The organism is Candidatus Methylacidiphilales bacterium (assembly GCA_025056655.1).
In the GTDB taxonomy this organism is placed as follows: Bacteria; Verrucomicrobiota; Verrucomicrobiia; order Methylacidiphilales; family JANWVL01; genus JANWVL01.
In genome coordinates this window covers 1-2,095 of record JANWVL010000030.1, presented here as the reverse complement: position 1 = coordinate 2,095, position 2,095 = coordinate 1, and the positions used below count along the sequence as shown (strand labels likewise).

Annotated in this window: 3 protein-coding genes; all 3 read right to left on the bottom strand. The window is 45.5% G+C overall.

Annotated elements, in window-relative coordinates:
* Window positions 1-447: hypothetical protein (locus tag NZM04_01100; GenBank protein ID MCS7062641.1), on the bottom strand; the 447-nt coding region annotated here is incomplete at its 3' end.
* Window positions 448-470: 23 nt separating this feature from the next.
* On the bottom strand, window positions 471-1,169 hold the full coding sequence (locus tag NZM04_01095) for a class I SAM-dependent methyltransferase (protein MCS7062640.1): 699 nt from the start codon (window positions 1,167-1,169) through the stop codon (window positions 471-473).
* A partial coding sequence (locus tag NZM04_01090) for a glycosyltransferase family 4 protein (GenBank protein MCS7062639.1) occupies window positions 1,144-2,095 on the bottom strand: 952 nt, incomplete at its 5' end. The genes NZM04_01090 and NZM04_01095, both read right to left, overlap by 26 nt.

Genomic DNA, 2,095 nt, shown 5'->3' with positions numbered 1-2,095 from the left:
GGCTCGCCAATTTTTCTTGAAAGCCCCGATTCGAGTGTAAGTCGTCAATATTCCTTGCATGGAGAGGATGGTTGGGGTTTTCGAGTGCTTGAGAATGGAGGCGTAAGAGTTTTCAGTTCCCCAGACGTGGATGAGTGAGGGAGAGAGTATATCTAAATAATTTTTGAGATTTCGGCGTGCGATGAGATGTCCTAAAAGTAGATCTACGGTGACTTTAGCAGATGGGAGGCGATGAAAAAATTGGCTGTTATGTACGCTACTCTCTATGTGTTTGAGTTTCTTGTCTAAAGTAATCCAATGAAATTGAAATTCACCCGAATAAGACTCGAAACATTCCGAAAGCTGTGTAAGCCAAGTCGAGCCAACTCCTCCCGGTCTCCCGAGCTGGTGTAAGTCTTTTGATACAGCTGGACATTCTGCAAGAATGGCCACTACAGGCTTTCTCATGATTACTGGACTGAGAGGGTGGATTATCCCGTGGGCTTGGCTAGGGCAATCACGGAGTGAGAAGCATATGGGTGAATGCATTTAAAAAGGCCTGTTTCCAAGGCGATTGCGAAACGGTTTCCGAAAAATCGGTTGATCAGGCTTGAAATCGGTGGGATGATAACTGCGTCAAATCCCCACTCTACCAGTTTCAGAGAGCAATGTTTTTCCATGAGGTTAAGAAATGTCGCATGATCCCAGGACTGTAAATGGCCTTCGTTGACAGGATCTAGCCAGCGCTTAGGTCTTAGTAGGTCGTGAAATGCGGACAGATTGGGCACTGCGAGCAACAAGTATTTTCGGGCTATTTCTCGTAAGTTGTTGAGGGTCTGGACTGGGCTTGGAACATGCTCGAGAACGTGAAAACAAGCCACGACATCAAAGGATTTTGCACCAAATTGCGCCACTGGGTCTGAGGGGTTTAGGCGTTGAACGGGAGCAATTTTTCTGGAAACTGCGAGACATTCGTCTTCAATATCAGTGCCGACAACTTTCATTCCGAGGCTCAACCCAATTTGTAAAGCCTCTCCCCTGCCGCATCCGTAGTCCAGCAAGGACCAGCCTTCTAGCTTAGGTTCGGCTTTTTTAAGCAACCTAAAGGCCACTTCTTTCCAGAGAAGTTCATAATAATGGTAACGGTTACTCTTTGGGTCGATGCTAAGTGGCAGATGTTTGATTTTCACGATGGATACGTTCTGAAAAGTCTACATAGTAGTCGAGTAGACGCATGGCGTAGTCGTGCCAAGAATTCTTTTGTCCCCCTTTTTGAAAAGACTTTTCTCCCATTTGGAGATTTAGGTTTTTATCGTTCGCTAATAGTAGCATTGCCTGGGCTAATTCTTCTACGTTGTAAGCAGGCACGATGATTCCCTCTGAGAAATGCTCCACTACAGTGGTCGCGCCGCTTTGGTGTGTGGCGATAATCGGCAAACCACTGGCCATAGCTTCAGTTATTACTCTTGCGAATCCTTCCTCTAGTGAGGGGAGCACAAATGCTGTGCTTGAGGCTAAGAGTTTTGCGATATCTGGGTGGTCAAGACTTGGATAATGCTCAAATGTGCCTCGCCATTTTTTCCACTCGAATCTGAAATCAGGTCGGACGTTGCCTATGCAAATCAGTCGTGGATGGTCCGGTAATTTATTTTTAATTAGTTCCCATGCACGAAAAAGATAATGATGCCCTTTTCTCAAACAAATTGAACCAACGCAAATAAACTGAGGTTGTCGAGGCAAGGTTTGTCGAGGTTTAAAAATCTTAGTGTCGACACCGAAATGCGATACGATGCAGCGCTCAGCAGATACGCCGTTCTCAATCATGCTTTGCTTCACAAATAGACTTGGACACAAGATTAAATCTGCGGATGCGATTTCTCTTTCTACTTTTTCAAAAAAAGAGTTCGGGATGGGAATTCGGTAACCGCCTCCAAATTCATCGCATTCTTTTTGCCAAATTTTCCTGAGAGTGCGCGGATGGCTATTTGGAGAATCAAAGACCTTGATGATTTTACGGCCGGTTTTTTCCGCTAGGGAAAATAGAGCTTCGCACGATCCCATCGGTCCTTGGACGAGGTTGACCTCATCGGGGATTTTTTGAAACTGCATCCAGGAT